The organism is Neptunicella sp. (assembly GCF_048268085.1).
Lineage (GTDB): Bacteria > Pseudomonadota > Gammaproteobacteria > Enterobacterales > Alteromonadaceae > Neptunicella.
The window spans coordinates 1-24,844 of record NZ_JBLWWF010000026.1 but is presented as its reverse complement, the minus strand read 5'-3'; the positions used below and the strand labels follow the sequence as shown (position 1 = coordinate 24,844).

22 protein-coding genes are annotated in these 24,844 nt (G+C 43.6%); 8 read left to right on the top strand and 14 right to left on the bottom strand.

Annotated features, from left to right (window positions below):
- Positions 1-10: 10 nt before the first annotated feature.
- Positions 11-1,087 carry a tyrosine-protein phosphatase gene (locus tag ACTD55_RS17300; protein ID WP_438865585.1) on the top strand — a complete coding sequence of 359 codons (1,077 nt, stop codon included), beginning with the start codon at positions 11-13 and terminating at the stop codon, positions 1,085-1,087.
- Between the two features lie 63 nt (positions 1,088-1,150).
- On the opposite strand, the gene ACTD55_RS17295 is transcribed toward ACTD55_RS17300, so the two are convergent.
- On the bottom strand, positions 1,151-2,776 hold the full coding sequence (locus ACTD55_RS17295) for an NAD(P)/FAD-dependent oxidoreductase (protein ID WP_438865584.1): 1,626 nt from the start codon (positions 2,774-2,776) through the stop codon (positions 1,151-1,153).
- A 169-nt stretch (positions 2,777-2,945) separates the two neighbouring features.
- On the opposite strand from ACTD55_RS17295, the gene fdxA reads away from it, so the two are divergent.
- The gene (fdxA, locus tag ACTD55_RS17290) at positions 2,946-3,269 is read left to right on the top strand and encodes a ferredoxin FdxA (RefSeq protein ID WP_438865583.1); all 324 of its coding nucleotides are present in this window, start codon (positions 2,946-2,948) and stop codon (positions 3,267-3,269) included.
- Here fdxA and rlmE read toward each other — a convergent pair.
- The gene (gene rlmE, locus ACTD55_RS17285) at positions 3,266-3,886 is read right to left on the bottom strand and encodes a 23S rRNA (uridine(2552)-2'-O)-methyltransferase RlmE (RefSeq protein ID WP_438865582.1); all 621 of its coding nucleotides are present in this window, start codon (positions 3,884-3,886) and stop codon (positions 3,266-3,268) included. The two genes, fdxA and rlmE, sit on opposite strands and share 4 nt — an antisense overlap.
- A gap of 240 nt (positions 3,887-4,126) precedes the next feature.
- Between rlmE and ACTD55_RS17280 the strand changes: the two genes are divergently transcribed.
- A complete protein-coding gene (locus ACTD55_RS17280) occupies positions 4,127-4,870 on the top strand; it encodes a TrmH family RNA methyltransferase (RefSeq protein WP_438865581.1) in 744 nt (247 codons plus the stop codon).
- A 17-nt stretch (positions 4,871-4,887) separates the two neighbouring features.
- Here the strand turns inward: ACTD55_RS17280 and ACTD55_RS17275 are convergent, their stop codons facing one another.
- Together ACTD55_RS17275 and ACTD55_RS17270 are read right to left on the bottom strand one after the other, a co-directional pair.
- Complete coding sequence (locus tag ACTD55_RS17275) at positions 4,888-5,934, bottom strand: peptidase M42 (RefSeq protein ID WP_438865580.1); 1,047 nt, start codon at positions 5,932-5,934, stop codon at positions 4,888-4,890.
- Positions 5,935-6,030: 96 nt separating this feature from the next.
- Positions 6,031-6,423 (bottom strand): globin domain-containing protein, encoded by a 393-nt coding sequence (locus ACTD55_RS17270; RefSeq protein WP_438865579.1) that lies wholly within the window; start codon positions 6,421-6,423, stop codon positions 6,031-6,033.
- A 424-nt stretch (positions 6,424-6,847) separates the two neighbouring features.
- On the opposite strand from ACTD55_RS17270, the gene pheA reads away from it, so the two are divergent.
- Positions 6,848-8,044, top strand: coding sequence for a prephenate dehydratase (gene pheA, locus ACTD55_RS17265; RefSeq protein ID WP_438865578.1), 1,197 nt, complete (start codon positions 6,848-6,850; stop codon positions 8,042-8,044).
- 99 nt (positions 8,045-8,143) lie between these two features.
- Here the strand turns inward: pheA and tyrA are convergent, their stop codons facing one another.
- The 8 genes from tyrA to ffh all read right to left on the bottom strand — a co-directional run bounded on the left by tyrA (position 8,144) and on the right by ffh (position 16,223).
- Positions 8,144-9,277, bottom strand: coding sequence for a bifunctional chorismate mutase/prephenate dehydrogenase (gene tyrA / locus ACTD55_RS17260; protein WP_438865577.1), 1,134 nt, complete (start codon positions 9,275-9,277; stop codon positions 8,144-8,146).
- 17 nt (positions 9,278-9,294) lie between these two features.
- Positions 9,295-10,386, bottom strand: a complete 1,092-nt coding sequence (locus ACTD55_RS17255) for a 3-deoxy-7-phosphoheptulonate synthase (RefSeq protein WP_438865576.1) — start codon at positions 10,384-10,386, stop codon at positions 9,295-9,297.
- A 370-nt stretch (positions 10,387-10,756) separates the two neighbouring features.
- Complete coding sequence (locus tag ACTD55_RS17250; protein WP_438865575.1) at positions 10,757-11,764, bottom strand: SMP-30/gluconolactonase/LRE family protein; 1,008 nt, start codon at positions 11,762-11,764, stop codon at positions 10,757-10,759.
- 157 nt (positions 11,765-11,921) lie between these two features.
- Positions 11,922-12,281: a 50S ribosomal protein L19 gene (gene rplS / locus ACTD55_RS17245; RefSeq protein WP_416308667.1), complete on the bottom strand. Its 360-nt coding sequence runs from the start codon at positions 12,279-12,281 to the stop codon at positions 11,922-11,924.
- Between the two features lie 18 nt (positions 12,282-12,299).
- A complete protein-coding gene (trmD, locus tag ACTD55_RS17240; RefSeq protein WP_438865574.1) occupies positions 12,300-13,064 on the bottom strand; it encodes a tRNA (guanosine(37)-N1)-methyltransferase TrmD in 765 nt (254 codons plus the stop codon).
- Positions 13,064-13,594 (bottom strand): ribosome maturation factor RimM, encoded by a 531-nt coding sequence (rimM, locus tag ACTD55_RS17235; protein WP_438865573.1) that lies wholly within the window; start codon positions 13,592-13,594, stop codon positions 13,064-13,066. Before rimM ends, trmD begins: the two co-directional genes overlap by 1 nt.
- A gap of 21 nt (positions 13,595-13,615) precedes the next feature.
- A complete protein-coding gene (gene rpsP, locus ACTD55_RS17230; protein WP_416308234.1) occupies positions 13,616-13,864 on the bottom strand; it encodes a 30S ribosomal protein S16 in 249 nt (82 codons plus the stop codon).
- A gap of 961 nt (positions 13,865-14,825) precedes the next feature.
- The gene (gene ffh / locus ACTD55_RS17225) at positions 14,826-16,223 is read right to left on the bottom strand and encodes a signal recognition particle protein (RefSeq protein WP_438865572.1); all 1,398 of its coding nucleotides are present in this window, start codon (positions 16,221-16,223) and stop codon (positions 14,826-14,828) included.
- Positions 16,224-16,435: 212 nt separating this feature from the next.
- Here ffh and ACTD55_RS17220 point away from each other — a divergent pair, with 212 nt between their 5' ends.
- The gene (locus ACTD55_RS17220; RefSeq protein ID WP_438865571.1) at positions 16,436-17,203 is read left to right on the top strand and encodes a cytochrome C assembly family protein; all 768 of its coding nucleotides are present in this window, start codon (positions 16,436-16,438) and stop codon (positions 17,201-17,203) included.
- 85 nt (positions 17,204-17,288) lie between these two features.
- Positions 17,289-18,575 (top strand): HlyC/CorC family transporter, encoded by a 1,287-nt coding sequence (locus ACTD55_RS17215; protein WP_438865570.1) that lies wholly within the window; start codon positions 17,289-17,291, stop codon positions 18,573-18,575.
- Positions 18,576-18,619: 44 nt separating this feature from the next.
- Here ACTD55_RS17215 and ACTD55_RS17210 read toward each other — a convergent pair whose 3' ends face one another.
- Complete coding sequence (locus ACTD55_RS17210; RefSeq protein ID WP_438865569.1) at positions 18,620-18,799, bottom strand: hypothetical protein; 180 nt, start codon at positions 18,797-18,799, stop codon at positions 18,620-18,622.
- 67 nt (positions 18,800-18,866) lie between these two features.
- Positions 18,867-19,340 (bottom strand): phosphohistidine phosphatase SixA, encoded by a 474-nt coding sequence (gene sixA / locus ACTD55_RS17205; protein WP_438865568.1) that lies wholly within the window; start codon positions 19,338-19,340, stop codon positions 18,867-18,869.
- A 115-nt stretch (positions 19,341-19,455) separates the two neighbouring features.
- Between sixA and ACTD55_RS17200 the strand changes: the two genes are divergently transcribed.
- Positions 19,456-22,218, top strand: a complete 2,763-nt coding sequence (locus ACTD55_RS17200) for an insulinase family protein (protein ID WP_438865567.1) — start codon at positions 19,456-19,458, stop codon at positions 22,216-22,218.
- Positions 22,219-22,400: 182 nt separating this feature from the next.
- Positions 22,401-24,844: ligand-binding sensor domain-containing protein (locus ACTD55_RS17195; protein ID WP_438865566.1), on the top strand; the 2,444-nt coding region annotated here is incomplete at its 3' end.

The window sequence follows — 24,844 nt, the reverse complement described above, 5'->3', positions numbered from 1 at the left end:
GAACAAGATCATGCAATTTAAAAAAACAATTTTAGCCAGCACATTATTCAGTGTTTTTACTTCAACTATGGCAATGGCCGGCACGCTGAATGGCACCGTTGAATATAACAACGGCCAATACCACCTCAACTGGCAATCCAGCAGTCCGGTTACCATTAAGGTTAATCAAGTCGATCAAGCCAATAAAACCAGCGTCCTAGTCAAACAAACCCAGCAAACCAGTCTAAACTGGCCTGCCGACGACAACCACCGTCATTACTTTTCGCTCAGTAATAGCGAAGGGGATGAAATTACGTTGGCGTCTCGCTTACTGCCTCTTGAAGGGGGACGCAATTTCCGCGATTTAGGCGGCTATCCAACCACTGACGGCAAAACCGTAAAATGGGGCAAGTTATTTCGTTCCGGAGTATTAGCCGGATTAACCGATCAGGATTATCAATTTCTTGATGATCTGGATATAAAAACCGTAGTTGACTTTCGTTCCAACTCGGAGCGTAACAGCGAAGTAACCCACTGGCGCGCTTCGAAGGTGGACGTGATCCAGCAAGATTATGAAATGGATTTTGATATGAGCAAGATTGGTGAATTACTCAGACGGCCGGACCTGAATAAAGAGATGATGGAAGGCATGATGGCGCAGATGTACCTCAAAATCCTTGAAGATCAAAAGCAAAATTATACAGCCATGTTTGACACGCTAGTCAAAACCGATGACGGTTTATTATTTCATTGTACAGCGGGTAAAGATCGCACCGGTATTAGTGCGTTGTTGATTTTAACCGCGTTAGGTGTGGATAAACAAACGGCTATTGATGATTATTTGGCAACGAACCGCTACCTTGATCCCAGAGCCCTAATGCCCAAAAACAATGAAAAGATGGATCCCAAAATGGCGGCCATGATGAAAATGTTTGCCAGCATTCCCCCTGACGTTGCACAACCGTTAATCGGTGTGACTCAACCCTTGATTGAGTCCGCGATTAACAGCATGGAAACTCAACATGGTTCAATTTTGCAATATATTCAGCAAGAACTGGATGTCAGCGATAAGGACATTGGTGTTTTACGTCAAAAATATCTGAACTAATACGCCCACCACCTGCTTCGGCAGGTGGTGCATTTCATACCCCCTTATCGCACACCAATAATACTATTGAGCCACGCTTTCCATTGCCAAGGCCACGGCTTCGGCAACACGGATGCCGTCAATGCCAGCTGACCAGATACCGCCTGCATAACCGGCTCCTTCTCCTGCCGGATACAATCCTTCAATATTGACACTTTGATAATCAGCATCACGCTTGATACATATCGGTGATGAGGTCCGAGTTTCGACACCGGTTAATAAACCGTCGGCTTTGGCAAACCCCTTTATTTGACGATTAAATGCCGGAATCGCTTCACGAATGGCCTGAGTGACGTATTCAGGTACCACCTTACTCAAATCCGTTAACGTCACTCCCGGTGTATAGGAAGGCGTAACGTCGCCCAATTCAGTACTGGGCTTACCCGCTAAAAAATCGCCAATCAATTGCGCCGGGGCGTGATAGTTTTCGCCCCCTGCGGCAAACGCCAGTTCTTCCAATGTGCGTTGTAATTTAATACCCGCTAACGGATGACCGGGATAATCCTGTTCAGGGGTGATCCCCACCACAATGGCGCTATTCGCATTGCGTTCATGACGGGAATATTGGCTCATGCCATTGGTTACAACACGCCCCGGCTCGGAGGCGGCAGCCACCACTGTTCCCCCGGGGCACATACAAAAGCTGTATACAGTACGACCATTTTTACAGTGATGTACCAGTTTGTAATCGGCTGCGCCCAAAATTGGATTACCGGCATTATCACCAAAACGACATCGGTCGATCATGCTTTGTTCATGTTCAATCCGAAAGCCCACAGAGAAAGGTTTGGCTTCAATATAAACCCCTTGTGCATAAAGCGACTCAAACGTGTCACGGGCACTATGGCCAATGGCCAAAATCACCTGCCGACAGCTTAGATACTCGCCACCGGATAAATGTAGGCCTTTGATTTTTTGCTGACCCTCTTCAGTACTGTCCAGATCCAGTTTTTCAACTCTGGTGCTAAAACGAATTTCCCCACCTAAATCGATAATCTGTTGACGCATTTTCTCCACCATATTGACCAGTTTAAAGGTACCGATATGGGGTTTACTAACATACATAATTTCTTCCGGCGCGCCTGCGGCAACAAATTCATGTAATACCTTACGTCCGTAATGTTTGCGATCTTTTACCTGACTATAGAGTTTGCCATCGGAAAAGGTGCCGGCACCGCCTTCACCAAATTGTACATTGGATTCAGGGTTAAGTGGCTGTTTGCGCCAAAAACCAAAGGTATCTTTAGTTCGCTCACGCACCGCTTTTCCCCGTTCCAATACAATAGGCTTAAAGCCCATTTGAGCCAAAATCAAAGCTGCAAACAAACCACAGGGGCCAAGCCCTACTACAACGGGACGATGCTCAAGCTCTGCTGGCGCTTGAGTGACAAATTTGTATTGCATATCAGGGGTAACACGCACTTGCTGATCATGGGCAAATCGGGCTAACAAGTCGGCCTGATCAGTCACTTCAACGTCGAGGGTATAAATAAGTTGAATATCTTTATTGTTGCGCGCGTCATAGCCTCGTTTGAACAAATTAAATGACACTAACTGGCTTGGACTAATACAGAGCTTGGCTAAAATAGCCTGTTCCAGCGCCTGTTCATCATGATCAAGGGGTAATTTAATATCCGTTAAACGCAACATAATGTGAATACTCTTTAAAACGCCGGACGGCCTTTCCGTCAGGGCAGGTTATTTTAAGTCAGCCCGTCTGTGATAGATAGCCTTTAGCAAGGATAACAAAGGGGCTTGAGTTTTAAGTGGGCTACTTTACACTTGTCGGCATTGAAATTCCGACAACAGTTAACCGACGATGACCTTTGTAGTAACCGACAATTGCATAAAGTGTAAATACACAGATTGTGTTGCCGTATGCCCGGTGGATGCCTTCTTTGAAGGTCCCAATTTTTTAGTGATTGATCCGGATATTTGTATCGATTGTGCGTTGTGCGTGCCGGAATGTCCGGCTGAAGCGATTTTTCAAGATTCCGAACTGCCAGAAGATCAGAGCGAGTATTTGCAAATCAACGCACAACTGTGTCAACAATGGCCAAACCTTAACGAACTCAAAGCCCCACCCAGTGATGCCGATGAATGGAACGGTGTGCCCGATAAACTGCCCTTACTTGAACGTTAGCCTTTAAAGCCTTTGCCTACCAGATACACTTCACGAGAGCGCGGACGAGACGCCGCTGGTTTGCGCACTAACACCTTATCAAAAGAGCGACGTACGTCTTTAACATATTCTTCGTAACCCACTCCCTGAAATACTTTTGCACAAAAGCTACCACCGGGTTTGAGTACATTACGCGCCATATCCAACGCTAGTTCAACAAGGTACATGGAAGTATATTGATCGGTGGTATTCACGCCACTGAGATTAGGCGCCATATCGGATACCACCACATCCACTTTATGATTGTCCAGAACGTGCAAAATCTGGTTGTATACCCCTTCATCGGTAAAGTCGCCTTGGATAAAAGTCACCCCAATGATGCCATCCATCGGCAAAATATCTGATGCGATAACCTTACCGCTGTCACCAACGATAGGGGCAACAATTTGTGACCAGCCCCCCGGTGCCGAGCCCAGATCCATGACAATATTACCGGGACGAAACAACTTATCTTTTTCGTTAATTTCAATCAGTTTATAACTGGCACGAGAGCGATAACCATCGACTTGAGCTTTTTTTACATAAGGGTCGCTGACATGTTCGTCCAGCCATTTTTTACTGGTTTTTGATCGAGCCATAAAGAGATTCTGCTATTGATTACGCTAAAACGGCGCTAATTGTAAGCTTGCAAGTCAGATTTGCAAATTCATTACGAGGTTAAATAACCTGTTTAAGCCCTTTTTTGCCTGACTTAAATTAACCAAAGCGATACAATGCGCCTCATTAGAGTGAAGTGTTCAGGTATTCTACCCTGAGTTATTAAGTTAAATTGCCGTGTTAGTCTGGTGCGACCAACACCTGTTTTGAGACAAGTGAAGATGAAACTGGACGATGTTAAAAAACTCCATCAAAAAAAATACCGTTCACAGTTTGGTTATTATTTGGTGGAAGGCGAACATCTCGTTCTTGAATTGCACAAAGCGGCCCAAACCCAGCCTGTGCTAACTAACACGACGTTATACATTACCGAAGATTATCAGCAGTGGGCACAGCAGTTACATTCTACTTTTACCCTCGTAACGGTCAGTCAAAAACAGATGGGCCAGCTGAGTGATACCAAAACGCCACAAGGCATCATTGCCCGTGTGCCACTACCCGATTTAAAACATAACACAGTAACCGGTCAACAAGACGAACGTTGTATTTATCTGCACGAAGTGCAAGACCCGGGTAATTTAGGCACTATTTTAAGAACGCTTGCCTGGTTTGGTAATTTTCGTTTATTGCTCAGCGCCAATAGTGTGGATCCATTCAATTCCAAAGTTGTGCGAGCCAGTATGGGGGCCATTTTCCATGTGCCCATTGAACTGGATATGACACTCGATGCGTTATCGGCCCGTTTTGATAAATTTGCCTATCTTGATATGCAAGGCAACGACATTCGCCATCCACAATTTACCGATTATCAATGCTATCTGTTCGGCAATGAAGCGCGCGGAGTGCCCAGTGAGGCATTAGCAGCATGTAATGCCGAGGCGTTTACCATTGCTGGTAGCGGTAAAATTGAGTCACTCAATTTAGCCAGCGCCGTTAATATTTGCGTGTATCAGCTATCGGTTTAACAGCCCCAACAACCAGCTTACTCAGCTAACTGCATTAATATTTGCAAGAAAGCATCGACCGATTCAATTGCCGCCGATTCTTGCATTGTGTGATAATTAGTTGTTGGCACTTGTAAGGTAGTACCATCTACCAAGCCATGAGACGCGGCAATTACCCTTCCCATTTCGGTACTACCGATAGATTTAGCCGTTTCCCCTGCCGCAACCAACTTGGCATTATTCGCCTCGACATACTTATCTTTATACAAAATACTAAATTGATTACGTTGACACAGTTGTGCCAGGGATTCTGTACTTGAGGCATTAAATAACGCGTTAGCATCCTTGGTCCGCAGCACTAGCAATTGTTCATTAGCGGCATCGATATTCGGAAATGGACTAGTATCTACCACATACAGTTTATTAGTGGAGCCGCCAAAACGACGGAACCATTCGAGTAAATAACGCCAGCTCTTACCGGCTTCTTCCTGTGCGGTAAAAAAGGCCGTCCCTTTAAACCCCAGACTGAACATATGTACCAACGCTGCGGCAGACAACACATTGTCGAGTTGTCCTTCAATACGCCCGTCTTTAATTTTTAACGTACCTTCAAAGGCAATTGGCGTGCCGGCCACCACATCATTTAGTCCATCAATTTCGAATATCAGGTTGTTCCTGTATTCGCAAACGTAAGACTTTTTGATTACCCCTTTACCTCGATAGACACCCGACCACGGTTCATAAGCAAACACCGGCTGTTGCTGATAACGCCCGGTAACTTTACTCATTAACTCTTCAGACACGGAATTATTCAATAAGTCAGTGCGATTGGCTGATACAAACGCAGCATACTGAAATTCGTTTGGGCCGGTACAAACCAGTCCATGACGATCAATATGCGCTGAAAACATCGCACTAAAAGGATCATGGCCTTGGGCCACCAAGACCCCTTCATACCACATCACTTTAGCGCCCCGCTCTTCCAGCTCACGCTGCAGAACCCGAAAGAATGAATGCTCAGCGCCCACCACACTAGGCTGTCGAATCAAAATTTTGAGTAAATCTATAAAATCGGTGCTCAACACAGGAGGATCCTTTAAATCATTAATCTGTCTAACGAATATGAGTTAATTTAACTGTATTTTCAGATAATAAATAGGCTGGTTTTAGCCAAAGCGGGATCAAATTTGTTGTTTTATCACCGCACTCATTTGATCAATATAGGTACCCCAAGCCTGAATAATCTGCTTTGTGCATTGGTTGCTTAAAACATTTTGGATGGCGAGTATCAGTGCCGATTTGACTAATTTAAAGTGTTCACTATCAATGCCCATGCCCTGATGTTTTTTACCTAACGACTCTAACTCGAGCAGAAATAACTCGGGTTGATTGATGGTTTCAACCGCCCGGTGAATGATGAGGTTAAAATGCTTTTCTTGTAATGCTAGCGGCTTTTTAAACATCGGTTTAAGTAAAGGCTCAAACTCAAAAAGGCACTGATAAAATTTATGTGCCAGTGATTCATTCCGTTCAAGCATGATCTGATATGAATCAACGATAAATTGCTTTTCCATGTCAGTAAGACTAATAAATGGGTTAATCTTCCTTCTCCTTTTAATGCATTACTTAATCCTGATCCTGTGAATAAACCTCGGGTGCGGAAACAAGGTTATTGCCTATTCAAAATAAATACGTTGAACAGGCATATTGGTATACGTCACAACCATGATATGCGCAAATTTCGATTCAACATTTTCCAATTTATCTCGGGAATATTTAACAATGATGAAAAGGTCCTAAGTTATTGCTTTTAAGCCTTAATTATCGGTTGACAGAACGGAGGCGACAACATAAATTTACTGTCATGAAAACATTATTTATGCACACTTTTCTATTTTTTATGCCTTCCGTCTAAGGAGGTCTGTGTGTGTCTTTTCCGCAACCTCCCATTGGGAGGTTTTTTATTATTAGCGGTATAAAAAAACTACGAGGATGTCCATGTCTGACAATCAAGACTTGTTAACCCCGATAAGGGATGAAATCACCCAAGTTGACCAACAACTTTTGGCCTTGTTAGCCAAAAGACGCGGATTAACTAATCAGGTAGCGGAAGCAAAAATAAAATCGGAAAAGCCAGTCAGAGATCAGCACCGTGAAGAGCAGCTGCTGATTAAATTGATTAAATTAGGTCAGACACTCGGTCTCGATCCCCATTTTGTGACGCAGATTTTTCATGTCATTATCGAAGATTCGGTATTAAACCAGCAAGCCTTGTTGGCGGAGCGCGCTAACCCAGATAGCGCCCAACCATTAAATCGGGTCGCATTTTTAGGTAACAAAGGATCCTACAGTTATCTTGCCACCCAAAAGTATTTTTCCCGTCGTCCCGGTGAACTACTCGAAATTGGCTGCCAAAGCTTTAATGAAATTATCCAGAAAGTCGAATCGAACCAGGCTGATTACGCAGTTTTACCCATTGAAAACACGTCTTCAGGCAGTATTAATGAGGTCTATGACCAACTTCAGCACACCAGCTTATCCATCGTGGGTGAACTGACTCATCCGGTTAAACACGCGCTTTTGGTCAGTGGCCCGACTGATATTAGTCAAATCAAAACCCTTTATGCCCATCCACAAGTCTTTGCTCAGTGCAGCCATTTTTTAGCCGAATTGGGCAATATAGAAGTAAAAACCTGCGACAGTACGTCCGCTGCAATGGTAAAAGTCAGCGAGCTACAGTCGGATAAAGTGGCCGCGATAGGCAGTGAAGCAGGTGGTAGCTTGTATGGTTTAACCGTGATTAAGTCAAATCTGGCCAACCAGAAAGAAAACCATAGTCGTTTTATTGTGGTGGCACGCAAGGCTGTTAATGTGCCGCTGCAAGTGCCGGCTAAAACCACTTTGGTCATGTCAACGGTACAAAAACCCGGTGCATTGGTGGAAGCCTTGTTAGTACTGCGTGACAACAACATTAATATGACTAAGCTGGAATCTCGCCCTATAACAGGCAACCCTTGGGAAGAGATGTTTTATATTGATGTCGAAGGTAACGTGACCGATGGTCCCATGCTAAATGTATTGGAGCAGCTTAAGGCGATTACCCGCTACTTTAAGGTACTTGGCTGCTATCCCAGTGAAGAAATTACCCCAACTAAAGTCGCAGCAGCAAGTGCATTACGGGATGAAATTAATTAATTATCGCTAATAATATTGTAAAGCATAAGCGAACAGCCTTTATCCCCGCACCGATGTGTGGGGATAACCCAGAGAATAAATTAATGACTCAAAAGCATCTTAATCAAAAGTACGGTCATCATCCGCTTTAAGTAACAGCTTTTTACTGTCTTTCAAACACTGTTTGGCATAGTCACCAAACCAGCTACCGGTCATAAAGAACTGTTTAATAAATTCAGCTTTATCCTTTGACTCAATCAACGTTAGTGCATCATCAAACCGATCTCGGAAACGTTTTAATAATTCAATGCTGTCTCGATTATTAAAGATAATGTCTGCATACAGGGAGGGGTCCTGAGCAAATAATCGCCCCACCATCGCTAGTTCTAAGCGGTAAATAGGTGAACTTAGGGCAATAAGCTGTTGTAAATCCGGGTTTTCTTGACGTAAATGATTACCATACACAAAACTGGAAAAATGGCGCATCACCTGAATAAAGGCCATGGCCTGATCGTGTTCCTGGGCAGTGGTTTCGTATAATGAAGCACCCCATATTTTCATTTGCTCCAACAACCATTGGTAAGCATCCGGCTGTTTACCATGACAAACTACTACCACCTGTTTGACCAAACTGGATACATCCGGGCCAAACATGGGATGCAAACCAACGACAGGCCCTTGATGTCTATCCATCATGGCCTGATAAGGCTTTTGCTTAATGCTGGTAATATCGGCCAAAATACAATCATGGGGTAAATGCTGTAACTGATTGATGATAGTTTCGGTTATGGCGATAGGGACGGACACAATCACTAATGCCGCGTTAGCCAACATGTCAGGCGCTTTGGCCCAATCGTTTTTTTCTAAAATCGACACATGATAGCCGCTGCGTCTGAACATCTGTACAAAGACCTTACCCAGCGCCCCTGCACCGCCTATTACAACAATGTTTTTAACCGCAGGATTTGTACATACATACTGTTCGTTTTGAGTTTGATAGGACTCCCGCATTACCCGACGCAGAATATCTTCGACCAAGTCAGGCGAAACACCCCGTTGTTCGCCTTGCTGACGTCTTGTCGCTAATAACTCAGCTTCCCGACTCGGCACATACACAGGCAGACCGACTTTGCTTTTATAAATACCAATTTGACGAGTGACTTCTGCTCGTTTAGCCAGTATTTCAACCATTTGACTATCCAGTGCGTCAATTTGCTGCCTTAATTGCTCAATGGATGGTGAATCATCACTCATAATATTTAACTTACCTGTTATGCGATGGCTTGCAGTTTACTCAAACGTAGCGGCAATACGGTAATTAATTTTTCGCGCGAGGCCTTAAGCAGCTTGTCTGTCGCAGCCCAATCTATACACCCATCAGTAATGGAAACGCCATATTCAAGTTCACTAACGGTTTTACCATCCGTACTCTGATTACCTGCATTCAAATGGCTTTCCAGCATAATGCCAATAATAGACTGGTTACCTTCCAGGATCTGATTAACAACATTCTCGGCCACCAAAGGCTGGCGACGGTAATCTTTACTGGAATTAGCGTGACTGCAGTCAACCACTAAACCTGCGCCTAATTTGGCTTTAGCCAGCTGTTCTTCACAATCAGCGACACAAACCGAATCATAGTTAGGCTGTTTGCCGCCCCGCAAAATAACGTGGCCATCAGGATTACCTTTGGTGCTGATCATCGCGACCTGGCCTTGTTTATTAATCCCCATAAAGTTGTGTCCTGAAGCCGCTGAACGTAACGCATTTACCGCGATATCCAAGCTGCCGTCGGTACCGTTTTTAAAACCAACAGGCATGGATAATCCGCTCGCCATTTCACGATGGGTTTGTGATTCAGCAGTACGTGCACCAATGGCCACCCAACTAAACAGTTCAGCTAGATATTGTGGGCTAATTGGATCCAGTGCCTCAGTCGCTACCGGCAATTCCAGTTCAGCCAACCAAATTAGCAATTCACGAGCCTTGCGTAATCCGGTCTCGATATCGAAGCTGCCATCCAGGTGGGGATCGTTGATCAAGCCTTTCCAACCCACGGTGGTACGGGGTTTTTCGAAATAGACCCGCATCACGATATACAACGTATCTTTGGTTTCTTCATGCAACTTTTTCAACTTCAGTGCGTATTCTTTGGCGGCTTCAATGTCGTGAATTGAACAAGGTCCACTAACAACCAATAAACGATGATCGCGGCGATGAATGATGTCACTGATAATTTGACGAGATTGATTAATCTCTTCCAGCGCATGTTGATTAATTGGCAATTCCTGTTGCAGTTGTTCCGGTGTAATGAGTACTTGCTCTGCACTAACATTACGATTATTTAAAGAATCCTTTAACATTGTTTGACCTACTAAAATTGGGAAATAAAAAGGATTACGTTCACTAATAACATTATAAAAACTTAATAGCAGGAATCCGACCATTTGGGTGTACACAATAATTTACACAACATTAAATTATTAAATAACCTTAGAAGATTGACTTTTTAACAACTACCGCATGATACCGCAAGTTTTATTTACTAAAACTCGCTAAATAATAGGTATTCTGTACTTTAGAGCGATAATGTAAACGATCCCACGTTTACTTTTTGTACAACATAAATATTACCCATAATGCTGATTAAATAATTATAGGCGCACTTTTAACAACCGGCAGGATCAAAAAAGCCGGAATAAATCCGGCTTTACTGACAATAAAGTTAGTCGCCTAATAGGGAAAACCGGCAATGGGACTTTGCAAGGTGTATAACCCGCCCCCTGCGGTCACCAGAATGGTTTTATGCTCTGGTCCGCCGAAAGACACATTGGTTGCTCGTGTAGCAATATCAATACTGGCCAGTTGTTCCCCTTCAGGTGACAACACCACCAGTTTACCGGGACCATGACTGGCGATATAAATATTACCGGCACAATCTATTGCCATGCCGTCCGGTTGTTCTACATGGGCGAACTCACTGCGTTCACCGACACTGCCATCCTGACGAACCGGATAACGACTAATCGTGCCATTATTTTCCCCCACATATAATTGGCTTTGATCCGGTGACAAGCTGATCCCGTTTGGATTACCGCGTTCCCCGTCAATTAGATGGACTTTGCCTTGTCGGTCTCGCCAATACACTCCGGTTACCCCAGTTTCTTTGGGGCGGGTGCCCAACTGCCAGTCGGGGTCGGTAAAGTAAATATCTCCCTGCTGACTGATGGTGACATCATTGGGTGAGTTAAAATGTTTACCATCAAAATCACTGACAATGATTTCACGCTGTTTAGTGGCAATATCATAACTGGAGACGGTTTGGCTATCATGCGTGGTGGCAATTAAGTGCGAACCTTCGATAGCAATACCGTTGCTACCACTATTATCAATAAACACATCTAACTGATTAGGTAATTTCAGACGGTGGATAATCGAACGAGGACCATTATCTTGCGGCCCATCGAAATCCATTTCGGAAAAATAGAATACCTGATGCTGTTCATCCCAAACAGGCCCTTCTACAAATACATACTGATCAGTAATCTGACTAACCTCGGCAGAGTCGGTAATGGGCTGTTGCCCCTCAGACACCGCGCAATATGCCGGCATACTGACAGACTCGGTTAATCCATGTTGTGCTGGTGAATTGGCCTGATGTTGCTGGGTATCGACGTTATCCTGACAACCGGCTAACGCGACAGTAAAACCAAGAGTAAAAATGGAGAGTTTGTGATTCATGCTTATCCCTGAATGATGGCTGACAACGATGGCTTATCTTAGACTATCCCCCCGTTGCATTCAGTGAATTTTTCTCACTTTTTATGGAACAAAAACAGCAAAAAGCCCGCAATTGCGGGCTTTTTTATAAGTTAACGTCAACACAGAAAAATTAATCTTAGTTAAGCTTCTCTTTGATACGTGCAGAACGACCTGAACGGTCACGCAAGTAATAAAGTTTAGCACGACGAACTGCACCACGACGTTTCACTTCAATAGAAGCGACTGACGGACTGTGCGTTTGGAAAACACGTTCAACACCTTCGCCGTTAGAAATTTTACGCACAGTAAAAGCGGAATGTAAGCCACGGTTACGCTTGGCAATCACTACACCTTCGTATGCCTGAAGACGCTCTTTATCGCCTTCTTTTACACGTACTTGAACTACTACTGTATCACCAGGGCCAAATGCAGGAACGTCAGTTTTAAGCTGTTCCTGTTCAATTTGCTTGATGATATCTTGACTGACTTTACTCATCATATCCTCACTTTCTGGTTAACTGTCATCTTGCTGCAGTAACTCTTGTTGAAACTCATTCAACAATTGTTGCTGCTCCTCAGTCAGAGCCAGAGAATTTAATAATTCAGGGCGTCGTTGCCAGGTTCTGCCTAACGACTGTTTTAACCGCCACTGTCTAATTTTTTGGTGATTACCACTTAATAACACCCCAGGAACCAACTGACCGTTTAGATCTTCCGGACGGGTATAGTGCGGACAATCCAGCAAGCCATCATTAAATGAATCTTGCTCGGCAGATTGTTCATGCCCCAGTACTCCCGGAACATAGCGCGCTATTGCGTCCATCAGGATCATGGCCGGAAGTTCACCGCCGCTCAGTACATAATCGCCAATCGACCATTCTTCGTCGACTTCGGCTTGTATGACCCGTTCGTCAATGCCTTCATAGCGTCCGGCGACTAAAATCAAATTGTCATTTTCAGACAACTGTTTAACGCCTTGCTGATCCAGTTTTTTTCCCTGTGGTGACAGGTAAATCACCTTTGCTTGGTTTCCCGCTGCCTTTTTGGCCGCGTGAATTGCGTCTGTTAATGGCTGAACCATCATTAGCATGCCAGGTCCTCCACCGTAGGGCCGATCATCGACAGTACGGTGCTTGTCGTGGGTAAAGTCTCTTGGATTAAAAAACTCGACCTTTAACAATTCATTCTTAACGGCTCTGCCGGTTACACCCTGCTCAGTAAATGCCTGAAACATTTCAGGAAATAAACTGACCAAACCAAACCAACGCGTTGACGCCATCAGAACGATGGATCCCAATCCACCTGTATGGTTTTCGCCTCACGATCCACCGATTTAACAACTTGAGATTGTAAATAGGGGATCATTCTTTCTTTTTGACCAAAAGCATCATTGTGATTCGCCTGCACTAACAGTACATCGTTAGAGCCGGTTTCAAACAACTCCTTCACGTTACCCAGGTTATAACCTTGTTCGGTTATTACCTGCATACCAATCAGGTCACGCCAATAAAATTCATCTTCAGCCAATTCTGGTAGTTGCTCGGCTTTAATCGAAATAGGCAGATTCTTTAACAAATCAGCCTGATCGCGATTATCGATCCCTACAATCTTGGCCACGACGCCTTTATTTTGCTTACGCCATTGTTCAACCTGATAGGTTTTAATTTGTCCACCCTGCTCTACAAACCACGGTGAATAATCAAAAATACCAGTTAAATCATCGGTATAGGATGTGATCCTCAACCAGCCCTGCACACCATGTGGTGCACCAAACTGACCAACAACCAGAGTATCAGACGCGTTACTCACTCCTACACCTCTTTGCTGTTATTAAGCAGCAGCTTTTGCATCTTTAACCAAACGCTTCACACGGTCGGAAAGGCCTGCGCCATTACCAACCCAGTGTTCTACGCGGTCAAGATCAAGACGTAATCTTTCTTCCTGACCTTGAGCAGTTGGGTTAAAGAAACCGATTTTCTCGATAAAACGACCATCACGTGCGCGACGGCTGTCTGCAACTACTACTTGATAAAATGGAGCCTTTTTGGCGCCACCACGCTGTAAACGAATAGTAACCATTGTTATGCCTCTAAACTCGTTGTGGGTATCTCGCTCCGATGAGCCTTCGAATTCCGAAGAACTCCCTGAAGAACAAAATCACCCGTAGCGCTAACGTTAACTTATACCTTCGACCTGGATCGAAGGCCGCAGTATTCTACTGATAATCGGGGGTTTTGCAAGGTAAAAAGCAGATTAATAGCCGCTTCGCGGGATATTTTTGCTTATTCTGGGCAGAGCAAAGAAAAAACGTTTATTTTGTTGGCTGCGCCAACGATTTCAAACATGTCCTTCCGGTAGTTTTTTAAGCCGGAATCCAGAAAAAATGCCAGCCGCACCAAAAGCTTTAAAAAATATTTTTATTGGCTTCGCCAACTGTCATCCCTGACATTTGTAACTCGCATCCCTGCGAGCTAGGCACTTTTCAAGGACGCAAAGTACCCAAAAGTCCTCTCGCTCCACTAACTTTCTGATTCCGCCTGAGAAGTTGGCTTTAATGTCGAAATGGCCGGATGTAACATCCATGTAAGAAACCGGCCTTGTCCGAACGTCCTGTTCGGCCATTCGACAAGCCCTCTTCCCAACCGGGAAAGTTATAGTCGCTAATACATCGACCTGTTAAGCAGTTAAAAAAAATAGACACAATGACTCCCAGTGAGCCTGCGACCGGTTTTGGTTTTAACCCGCGACTCTAACTTTTAGCAGAACAATCATCAGGCTCTCGAATGGCAAAACAGGGACGTTTTGCAAAGGCGCGTGCTTTGAAGGAACTCTACCTCGCGCCGGTTCGAGAATTAGCCTGTTGATTTAGCTGCGTTAAAAAAGTTAGCGGAGCAGTACACCTTTTCACCCCTTTTGGGTGTTTCCAAAAGGGGGGGCCGCAAGGATGCGGCACGAAAAAAGGCATGGATGCCGTTGGCACAGCCAAAAAACAATAAAGCCAACAGTACGTTGGCTTTATTAATCAGAATAAACAGGCTAATTATCTGGGAGGAAACATCCCGCCTGGGCCGCCCATTCCGCCGCCTGGTGGCATCATCCCTTTCATGCCTTTCATTTTTTGCATCATTTTACCCATACCGCCACCGGTCATTTTCTTCATCATTTTTTGCATTTGGGTAAATTGTTTCAACAGACGGTTGACGTCCTGAATCTGGGTACCGGAACCGGCAGCAATTCGGCGTTTGCGCGAGCCTTTAATAATATCCGGCCGTTGTCTTTCACCCGGCGTCATGGAGTTGATAATCGCTTCCATCTGGTTAAAGGATTTATCGTTGGCCTTTTCCTTGATTTGCGCGGTCATATTGCCCATGCCGGGCAGCTTGTCCATCATCGACATCATGCCGCCCATATTGCGCATCTGTTCCAGTTGCTCTTTAAAATCCTGCAGGTCAAAACCTTTGCCTTTCTGGATTTTCTTGGCCATTTTCTGGGCTTTGTCTTTATCGACTTTTCGTTCCACTTCCTCGATAAGACTAAGCACATCACCCATGCCTAATATACGGCTGGCAATTCGCTCTGGATGGAAAGGTTCCAATGCATCGGTCTTTTCACCCATACCGATAAATTTAATCGGTTTACCGGTGATCTGGCGTACCGACAACGCAGCACCACCACGGGCATCGCCGTCGGCTTTGGTCAGGATCACACCGGTTAGCGGCAGTGATTCATTAAAGGCGTTGGCCGTATTGGCAGCATCCTGGCCGGTCATAGCATCGACTACAAACAGGGTTTCAACTGGGTTAACCGCTTTGTGCAGGGCCTGAATTTCCGCCATCATGTCCTGATCAACATGCAAACGACCGGCAGTATCGACCAACAACACATCAAAAAATTGCTTTTTAGCGTGGGCTATCGCGGATTCAACAATTGCTACCGGCTTTTGGCTCAGATCCGATGGAAAAAATTCTACCCCCACTTCGCTGGCCAGTGTTTCAAGCTGTTTGATTGCCGCAGGACGATAAACGTCGGCACTGACGACTAATACTTTTTTCTTTTCACGTTCTTTTAATAAACGTGCCAGCTTACCTACACTGGTGGTTTTACCCGCCCCTTGCAAACCGGCCATTAATACCACTGCCGGAGGTTGAGCGGCTAAATTAAGCGATTCATTAGCAGAGCCCATTACGGCTTCAAGTTCAGACTGGACAATTTTAATAAAGACTTGCCCTGGGCTTAAGGCTTTGGTGACTTCGGCACCCACCGCCCGCTCTTTCACTTTAGCGATAAATTCACGCACCACCGGCAAAGCAACGTCGGCTTCTAACAAGGCCATGCGCACTTCACGCAAGGTATCTTTAATATTGTCTTCAGTAAGACGGCCGCGTCCGCTTATGTTTTTTAGGGTTTTACCCAAACGATCGGAAAGATTTTCAAACATATAATTTACTTACCTTCAAATAATTACCGGGGATTATAACGAAACTTGTGGCAGATAAGAACCAAGCAAGCCGGTAAGCGTGTTTTTATTACAATGATCAATTGTTAACGGTCGCAATACTTGCGTTATCGATAGGCGACAGGTTATAAACACAATGCAATTTAACTTATGGATTTGTGTGGATGTTCTGGCTTAATCTTTTAGTAATTACAATGTATCTGGCGGCCGCGGGAGCCATTTCTGCACGTTTATTCCACCACCAAGGCCCACAACACAAACTCGCCGCGTTATTTGCCGTTATTGCATTGGTCGCGCATTTATATTTACTGACCACCACTATTTTTCTGCAACCTGGCCAAGATATGAGTATGACCAATGTTGCTTCATTAATTGCCTGGTTGATTAGTGTCAGTATGACATTAGCTTCTTTCTCGCTTTCCAGCGCGTTGTTATTGCCTATGGTCTATGGCTTTAGCGCTTTGGTAATCGTGTTGCAATGGACGTTGCCCGCGCATCATATAATGTACTTGCAGATGAAACCGGCATTGATTAGCCATATTACCATTGCCTTAATGGCCTATGGCTGTTTGATGATCGCTTTTTTGTATGCATTGCAATTGAGCTATATCAATTACCGTTTAAAGCACCGTCAAGCCTCTTTGTTGCATTCTTCACTGCCCCCACTAATGAGAGTGGAAGCGGTATTATTCAAGCTCTTATTGATTGGCACGATATTGTTAACTCTGTCATTACTTAGCGGCTTCTTTTTCCTTGATAATATGCTGGCGAAAAGTCAGGCACACAAAACCGTTTTATCTTGCATGGCATGGTTAATTTATGTTGCTGTATTAATTGGCCACTACCGCTATGGCTGGCGAGGAAAGCGGGTTGTCGCCTCGACAATTGTGGGCGCCATACTATTGACGTTAGCTTATTTTGGCAGTCGCTTTGTTAAAGAAGTGATTTTAGGCCGGTTTTAGATATAATGGCGTTTCGGTTATAATCGCTTTTGCTCAATAAATAATTCAAAAACGTTTATAAATTAATTACATAGGACTTTTTTAGTTGGACGAAATATCCACCAGCGGCCTGTTGATCATTCTGGCCATTTTAGTTTTCATTTCTGCTTTTTTTTCAAGTTCTGAAACTGGAATGATGACGATAAATCGTTATCGACTTAAACATCTGGTTAAACAAAACCATGCTGGCGCTAAACGTGTTAATGAGCTTCTCAGACGTCCTGATCGCTTAATTGGTCTTATTCTGATTGGTAACAATCTGGTGAATATTGCCGCCTCGGCTATCGCGACAATTATTGGTATGCGATTATACGGCGATACCGGTATTGTCATTGCGACGTTTATACTCACCCTTATTATTTTGGTCTTTGCGGAAGTCACACCAAAAACACTGGCGGCACTGTATCCAGAAAGAATATCGTTCCCAAGTTCCTTGATCCTTTTACCTTTATTATTCGTTTTATACCCGCTGGTATACATTGTTAACGGTATTACTAATGGTATTTTGGCCATCTTCCGTATTAGCCCCAGAAATAATGACGGGCATAATCTTAGTAAGGAAGAATTGCGCACTGTTGTACATGAAGCGGGTGTCATGATCCCCAAACAACACCAGGAAATGCTGAAAAGTATTTTTGAACTGGAAAAAGTCACTGCTGAAGACATTATGGTGCCACGCAATGAAATTGTCTCTATTGATATTAATAGTGACTGGAAGGACATTCAAAAACAACTAACCCATTCCCAACACACACGCGTATTACTCTATCGTGACACCATTGACGATGCCGTGGGCTTTGTACATTTGCGCGATGCGTTGCGGTTGTTATCCAAAGATCAGTTCAGCAAGGCGACCTTGTTGCGCGCGGTAAGAGAGATTTACTTTACGCCCGAGTCAACGCCACTGAATACCTTGATGGTTAAATTTCAGAATGCCAAAGAACGCATCGGCTTGGTGGTCGATGAATATGGCGATATTCAGGGCTTAGTGACACTGGAAGATATACTCGAAGAGATTGTCGGTGACTTTACGACCAATATGCAAACCTCCCATAGTAAAGATGTGCATATTCAGCCGGATGGCAGCATTTTACTTGATGGTTCGGCCAATATCCGAGATCTAAACAAGGAAATGGATTGGGAACTGCCTACCGAAGGGCCTAAAACCCTAAACGGATTAATTATTGAATTTTTAGAAGAAATTCCCGAAACCAATATCAGTTTCAGATTGGCGGGTTACCCCATTGAGATTGTAGAAATTACCGATAATATGGTCAAAACAGTGCGTATTATGCCTGAATTCTATGTAAGGCCATCCCAGTCGGAACTTTAATGATAAGCGTTAACTCGGTATGGTCACCCTTAACGTTGGCTAAATCAATGGGTTCTGCCGAGCTTTTTAGCCTGAATGACCGCTTTTAGCTTTTCAACATTTTCATTTAATTTCGCCAGACGATCGAAAATATCCTGCAACTCATCATCATGAGTCAACTGTGCTTGCGCCACATGGTTCTCTAAAATTTCCTGTAAATACGCTGGTAAACTTTTGCTCGACATAACCTCTCCTCACGAAAAGGTTATCGGACTCTACCAGCAAAATATGAACGGTTTTTTCATTGGTAATTTAAGTAATAGAAGGAACGTGATAGCAATATTTTAATTCTCCCCTATGGGTGCTGGGATCATATTCAATATGAATAATTGACGCCGTCGCAAATAACGGACCATGCTGGCCGGTAAAGGTATCGACCAGATAACAAACCAACGGCATATGACTCACCATTAAAATGGATTCGGTATCCGGCGCATCCAGTAAAATGCCATCAACTAAATCCTGTACACTGGCTGGATTACCATCGGGGATGAGGTCATCGCAGGTGATATCCCGTACCAATGGCATACTCTGCTTAAGTTGGGCAAAGGTCTGTTGAGTTCGAGTATAGGGACTAACTAGCGCCAGAGGGATATGATTATCATATTGATATAACCACTGACCTGCAGTAAGTGCCTCTGTAATTCCTTTTGCCGTTAATATCCGCAAGCTGTCCTTGCCTGAAGATTGCTGCGCGTCACCGTGACGCATTATGTATAAATTCATCTGGCTCTATTCAAACTCTAAAGAGTATTTTGTTATCGACCTGTCGATAAAAATCCGCAAACTATAAAATTGCGTTATGCTTGCATTGTCACACGTTTAACTGCTGGGTGCCAGATTGATAAAAAGCTTATATGACCACCGCAATTATCGCCATTTTATACTTGAAAATGGCATAACGGTACTTTTAGTCAACGATTCTCAATGTAAAAAAAGTGCTGCCGCGGTTAACGTGGCCTGTGGACATTTTGATGATCCTGACAATATTCAGGGTTTAGCCCATTTAATGGAGCACATGTTATTTTTGGGCTGTCAGCAATACCCAACCAGCAACCATTTAAACGACTTTCTTACCCAGCACGGTGGCCAAATCAATGCCTGGACCGGCACGGAGTATTCCAGTTTTTACTTTGATGTCCATCCGGAATATTTCAAAGAGGCGCTACAGCATTTTTCTGCCATGTTGTTAGCCCCACTGTTTGATTCAAAACGGGTCAGTAATGAGATCGAATCCATTGATGCCGAATTTAAAATGAAGCGTAACGATGACTTACGCCGGCTCTATCAAGTCCATAAAGAAACCTGTAATCCCCAACACCCATTTAGCAAGTTCTCCGTTGGCAATAAACAAACTTTAGGCAACTTGCCTGTTAATGAGTTGATTCAAGCATTAAGCAGCTTACATCAACAGCATTTTGCCGGCCAAAACCTGGCACTGTGTTTAATTAGCCCTGACTCACTGGACGAACAACAACAACTGGCTCAACAATATTTTAACGATTTTAAGCCGATAGCTAAAACAGTTAGAGCGCTTCCACCATTATACCGGCCGCAAGATTTGGGAATCATGATCCAGATAAAGCCAGTCAAAACCGCGCGAAGACTGATCCTGACATTTGCGCTAGATAATGTCCCCGCTGACTTTGTTAGTAAACCGCTGAGTATTATTAGTTACCTACTCGGTGATGAAGGTCAAGGTAGTTTACTGTGGTTTCTCAAAGAGCAGAACTGGGCAACTAATCTGTCTGCAGGAGGAGGAATTCAAGGCAGTAATTTTAAGGATTTCAATATTAATCTGCAGCTCACTGAACCGGGAATTCATCAGATAGAGCAAATTGTTAACGTGATTTTTTATCATATTAACCAGATTAAACAACAAGGTTTACCTGAATGGCGCTTTAATGAAAATAAACAGCTCAATCAGCTCACGCTGGATTTTCATGAACCCACCAAGTCGATAGATTATGCGACTCATTTAGCGGCTCAATTGCATCATTTTGAGCAAGAGCACATATTAACCGGTGATATTCTGTTAAACACTTATGATCCACAGCGCTTTGACCAAGTGTTAACCCAACTAACACCGGGCAATATGCGCCTTAAATTAATCGCGCCAACAGTTGTAACCAATCAGTCTGCCCAATGGTACCAAACCCCCTATCAAGTACAGAAAATCCCGGACGAATGGTTACAAAGCTGGAGGCAACCCGGTATCCAAAAACGACTGCATTTACCGGAGCCCAATCCTTTTGTCACGACGGACACATCAATCATTGCAAGTGACGATAATAATGGTTTACCAATCCATATGATTGATGGTGCAGATATGCACTTCTGGTTTGCGCAAGATAGACAATTCCAACTCCCCAAAGGAGACATTTATCTATCTTTTGACTGCCCTTTCTCCCAGGGTGGCATTGGCAATAACACGCTTAAACGTTTGTGGGTAGCGACAATACAGGAACAACTGAACGAAACGTACTATCAAGCCGAATTAGCCGGGCTCAATTTTCATTTATACCCTCATCAGGGAGGCTTTACCCTGCACACCAGTGGCTTTGCAGAAAAACAGCAATTGTTAACCAAAACACTAATAAAACAATTGTTTAATCATCAACTGGATGAGCAACGTTTTAATCAGGTCAAACATAAACAGTTGATCACAACCCAAAATAGTCTGTTGAATAAACCGGTCAATCTGTTATTCAGCAAACTATCCGTATTATTGCAACGTAATGCCTACTCGCCTGCCGACATGGTACCGATTATTCAACAATCGTCCTTGGCTCAAGTGGAATTAATTAAAGAACAACTGTTAAGTTGCTATCATTTACAAGCTTTTATGCATGGTAACTGGTCGATGTCGCAGGGACAGCAATTCGGTCATTATCTGCAGGATAAATTGTTAACCAACATCACCCGAAGTAATGAAATTAGCCGCCATGTAGTTGATATCCGAGAATTACCCTGTTCGGTGTTAAAAGTGGATAACGTCGATGATGATGCGGCGGTCGTGATATATTTTCAATCCCCGTCTGAATCAGTCGCGGACATTGCCATGACCATTCTGGCTGAGCAAATTTGGGCAGGTCCGTTTTTTAACCAACTGCGCACCGAGCAACAATTAGGCTATCTGGTAGGCACAGGTTATTTTCCGGTCAACCAACATCCAGGTATGGCGTTCTATATCCAGTCACCGAATACCGATGTGAATAACCTTGTCGACGCCATCCATCAATTTTTGCATCAATCCGTACAGCAATTATCAGCTTACCCCACGTCAAGATGGCAGCATCTTAAACACTCTGTCGCCAAACAGTTGACCGAAAAAGATCAAAACTTGTCGATGCGAAGCCAGCGCCTCTGGCTTGCAATTGCAAACAAGGATTGGCAATTTGAACAGCAACAAAAATTGGCAGAATTTATTATGGCACTGTCTTTAGAGCAAATTCAGCTATTTTGCCAAAACATGCTTGAACGTAATAATTTTGGCGAATTGATACTATATTGCTCAGGTCATGGAGATGAGCTGGATTTAGCCCACGGAGACCCCATTCGCTGCATTAATGAGTTTAAAAAACAGGCATATTATATCCCCTAACGACGGTTTTTCGTTGCCCCCGCATTAATTCGTATTTTTAGGCTTTTTAATCCCGTCATTTTACGGTAGATTGGGCTGTGTGGGGCTTGATACCAATCCCTTGTTTGTATTGAGTACCAATATAAACAGGAACTCAGGTCTAAAATAATAATACGACGGCATAGACTGTCGACAGGTGTTAAGTGCGCATTAATCATTTATTCAAACATTTTGCTACTCTATGTTTGCTAGCTTTCTGTGCTTTGCTGCTGCAAAGTCGCGCGGTGGCTGGTATTTCAGAGATACAGTTCGAAAATTTTTCTTCCAATGATAGTCTGGCGCAAAATATCATCAGTGACATTGTTGAAGATAAGCAAGGTTTTTTGTGGCTCGCCACTGAAGGTGGTTTAAGCCGATTTGATGGTTATGAGTTTAAGTCTTATTTGTCTAATCCCGATAATCCCAATGGTATTCCGGATAAATTAGTTTTACGTCTGCACATTGATAACCAAGGTGTTCTTTGGGTCACTACCAACAGCGGTTTATATCGCTATCACCGCGAAACAGATAATTTTACCACGTATAGCAAAACTAACAGTCAACTCAACGCTAGCAGTAATACCACCATTGGTAATGGCCCTTCAGGTAATTTATTAATTGCCGATCCCAACGGTTTATTTAGTTACAACAGTGACACTAATAAATTTGATCAGATTGAATACGAGGGCGCCCCGTTGCCACAGGAAATCAATCTGATCGTTGCCGATGCTGACAGAAGTTTATTTGGTACTGACGGACATGGTATTTATATGCTGGATAATCACAGCAATGTCATGTACTCCCTCACCGATGGCAATAATCCTTGGCATATTCGCATTGATGCCCGTTATCTTTACGATCTGAAAAAAATTGATAATCACTATTGGTTAGCCACGGAATTAGGCGTGCTGGTTTTAGACGATAAAGGTAACCTGATCAATCAGTACAATACTCATTCGACCCCAGCGCTGGTTTACGACAAGGTCAGAACCATAACCACCGACAAAAATGGGGAAATCTGGCTGGGCACTGAAAACGGTTTAACTGTGATTAATAATCAAAATCAAACCAGTTTTTCGATTACCAAAAAACTACAAGATGTCGTATCACTAAAAAACACCCATATCCTTAAAATTTTCCGCGATTCCAATCAATCCATTTGGGTCAGCACGTTAGGTGGGGGGTTACATAAATTCAATCCACGCTCTTCGGCCATTAAACATTATCGTGCTATCAAGGAAATTGACACATCGCTGTCTAACGATATGGTGTGGGCGTTTGCTGAGTCTAGCCTGGGACAAATTTGGGTGGCAACTCAAGCAGGTGGCGTTAACCTGTTTGATCCGGACACTGGTACCTTTAGCCATTTGCTGAATAATTTTCCGGCCAATATCTGGGATATTGCTATCGATCCTCAGGATCATCTCTGGCTAGCCACCGATAAAGGTGTGTGGGTTTATGCTTATCAACAGAATCACTTGCAACTGATAAAACATATTTTACCGGAAGCATTAATCGCCAATATTCAATTATTTAAAGGGAAAGTCTGGTTAGCCAACACGGAGCAAGGTATTACCAGTATCGACACCAAGACATTTAAATCCTCCAACTACCCACTTAATGACGACACGCTCAAAGCGGCCTCCCCGTTACTGCTCGATAGTCAAAATAATTTATGGCTAAATTCGGACACTGGTTTGTTTCAGCTAAATATTGATACTGGGAATGTTAATCGCATTATCTTACAAATGGATAATCCGCAATTTGGTGCCATTGTAGAAGGTGATAAATATTTCTGGATGTCATCCACCAATAATGAAGTCATTAAACTAAACAAAAACACCTATAAACAAGTCAAAGAAACTGCACTTAATTCCTTAATTAATAATGATATTGTAATGTCAATGCAAAAGCAGGGTAATGCCATCTGGTTTACCACCCGCAACACCATTACCCGTTTATCGATGCTAACCGGTAAAGTGGATTATCATGTTCCACAAAAGGTTTTGGAAAAAAATGATATTAACGAAGGGGCCTTGCTTGTTACTTCTTCAGGCTTAGTTTTAGCTGGCGGAACCAAAGGTATCTGGGTTATTTCTCCAGAGAAGGATAAAGATCAGCCGGCAATAGTTTCTCCTCCCCCATTGTTTACCGACTTGCTGCTATTTAATCAGGCAATGTCATATAAGGACTATCAAAGTCGTAGCAATGAGCCAATATTTCAAACCAAAAAATTAATGATGCGCAATTCAGACTCACCATTTTCAGTCAAGTTTGCCCAAATCAATGCCCTTAATCCCGATATGCTCGAATACCGCTATCAGATGTTAGGCTTATCAGAACAATGGTTAAACGCTGCCAACCGAATTCGTCAGGCAACCTTTACCAATCTGGATTTTGGCTCCTATCGCTTGCGCGTTCAGTCCCGCGTACGTGGTGGACCTTGGTCACAAGCCAATGAAATAGAAATTGTGGTTGATGCTCCGTTTTGGCTGACCCCTTATGCTTTAGCCGCTTATAGTACATTTGCTTTATTGATATTTATTTATTGGTTACGCCAATACCATATTAAACGGACTGCACAAACTCGCCTGCGTGAAAGTGAAGA

Excerpts from the sequence above, each read along its gene's own strand:
- tyrA (WP_438865577.1), bottom strand. The coding sequence starts at position 9,277 with ATGAGTGATGATTCACCATCCATTGAGCAATTAAGGCAGCAAATTGAC.
- ACTD55_RS17270 (WP_438865579.1), bottom strand. The coding sequence starts at position 6,423 with ATGGAAAAGCAATTTATCGTTGATTCATATCAGATCATGCTTGAACGG.
- ACTD55_RS17210 (WP_438865569.1), bottom strand. The coding sequence starts at position 18,799 with ATGTCGAGCAAAAGTTTACCAGCGTATTTACAGGAAATTTTAGAGAAC.
- rlmE (WP_438865582.1), bottom strand. The coding sequence starts at position 3,886 with ATGGCTCGATCAAAAACCAGTAAAAAATGGCTGGACGAACATGTCAGC.
- trmD (WP_438865574.1), bottom strand. The coding sequence starts at position 13,064 with ATGGCGTCAACGCGTTGGTTTGGTTTGGTCAGTTTATTTCCTGAAATG.
- pheA (WP_438865578.1), top strand. The coding sequence starts at position 6,848 with ATGTCTGACAATCAAGACTTGTTAACCCCGATAAGGGATGAAATCACC.
- ACTD55_RS17295 (WP_438865584.1), bottom strand. The coding sequence starts at position 2,776 with ATGTTGCGTTTAACGGATATTAAATTACCCCTTGATCATGATGAACAG.
- ACTD55_RS17300 (WP_438865585.1), top strand. The coding sequence starts at position 11 with ATGCAATTTAAAAAAACAATTTTAGCCAGCACATTATTCAGTGTTTTT.
- fdxA (WP_438865583.1), top strand. The coding sequence starts at position 2,946 with ATGACCTTTGTAGTAACCGACAATTGCATAAAGTGTAAATACACAGAT.
- sixA (WP_438865568.1), bottom strand. The coding sequence starts at position 19,340 with ATGAATTTATACATAATGCGTCACGGTGACGCGCAGCAATCTTCAGGC.
- rplS (WP_416308667.1), bottom strand. The coding sequence starts at position 12,281 with ATGAGTAAAGTCAGTCAAGATATCATCAAGCAAATTGAACAGGAACAG.
- ACTD55_RS17255 (WP_438865576.1), bottom strand. The coding sequence starts at position 10,386 with ATGTTAAAGGATTCTTTAAATAATCGTAATGTTAGTGCAGAGCAAGTA.
- rpsP (WP_416308234.1), bottom strand. The coding sequence starts at position 13,864 with ATGGTTACTATTCGTTTACAGCGTGGTGGCGCCAAAAAGGCTCCATTT.
- ACTD55_RS17280 (WP_438865581.1), top strand. The coding sequence starts at position 4,127 with ATGAAACTGGACGATGTTAAAAAACTCCATCAAAAAAAATACCGTTCA.
- ACTD55_RS17250 (WP_438865575.1), bottom strand. The coding sequence starts at position 11,764 with ATGAATCACAAACTCTCCATTTTTACTCTTGGTTTTACTGTCGCGTTA.
- ffh (WP_438865572.1), bottom strand. The coding sequence starts at position 16,223 with ATGTTTGAAAATCTTTCCGATCGTTTGGGTAAAACCCTAAAAAACATA.
- ACTD55_RS17220 (WP_438865571.1), top strand. The coding sequence starts at position 16,436 with ATGTATCTGGCGGCCGCGGGAGCCATTTCTGCACGTTTATTCCACCAC.